This is a genomic window from Pseudonocardia nigra (genome assembly GCF_019396355.1).
Lineage (GTDB): Bacteria > Actinomycetota > Actinomycetes > Mycobacteriales > Pseudonocardiaceae > Pseudonocardia > Pseudonocardia nigra.
The window spans coordinates 1-845 of record NZ_JAHKRK010000528.1 but is presented as its reverse complement, the minus strand read 5'-3'; the positions used below and the strand labels follow the sequence as shown (position 1 = coordinate 845).

The following is an 845-nucleotide window of genomic DNA, read 5'->3' as shown; positions in this document are numbered from 1 at the left end:
GTCCAGCCCGTCCAGCATCGGCACCCACCGCGGCCGCGGCCCCGAGGTCCGCGCCCCCTTCCCGAACCGCACATGCAGCTTCCCGAACGGGCCCCGGCCGAAATGCACGTCGCAGCGCTCCAGCAGCGCGGCCTCCTCGGAGCGCAGCCCAGCGTGATACAGCGTCCGGAACAGCGCATAGTCCCGTGCCGCAGGGGCGTACTTGCGGGCAGTCGCGATCCGGGTCTTCAAGAACTCGAAGAACTCGGTCACCCGCTCCGGGGTCGGTGGCGGCAACACCGCCGCGGAGTCGTCCCCGACATGCCGCGACGCGTTGAACTCATCGACCGGGCAGACCAGCCGCACCCCGAACGCGGTCTCGATCTCGCCCGCTTTACGGGCCTGCAGGAACCGGTGGAAGCCCTTGAAGATCTGCACATACTCCCGCCGGGTCGACGCCGCCCGCCCGGCCACCGCCAGCTCGCCGACCACCCGGTCGATGTCCTCCGCGGTCACCTCCCACGCCGGGCGACCCAAGGCGGTCAGGGTTCGCTCCAGCAGCCCGGTGTCGTTCTCGACGGTCACCGGGCTGAACCCGCGCGCCCGCCACGACGCGACGAACGCCTCCACGCACTCGGCCTGGAACTCCCACGGATCCGCCGGCAACACCCCGGCGGGCAGCACACCGCCCTCGATCACCCGCAGCCCCGGCCCGACCACCGGCCCACCTTCTTCACGCCTCGAAGTTCAAGGCAGCACCTGGAGAACGAGCGAGCCACCGCGAAGACCAACGACGACCAGGAAGGACCGCTACGGCCAGGTCGCAGGCAAAATCCGGTCGGGTGAACAAGTGCCAGCTCCAGATG

At 70.3% G+C, this 845-nt stretch carries 1 protein-coding gene; it reads right to left on the bottom strand.

The genetic code is table 11. The annotated features are described in order from the left end of the window. Nucleotides 1-699: tyrosine-type recombinase/integrase (locus KME75_RS42030; RefSeq protein ID WP_372452775.1), on the bottom strand; the 699-nt coding region annotated here is incomplete at its 3' end. Nucleotides 700-845: the final 146 nt, after the last annotated feature.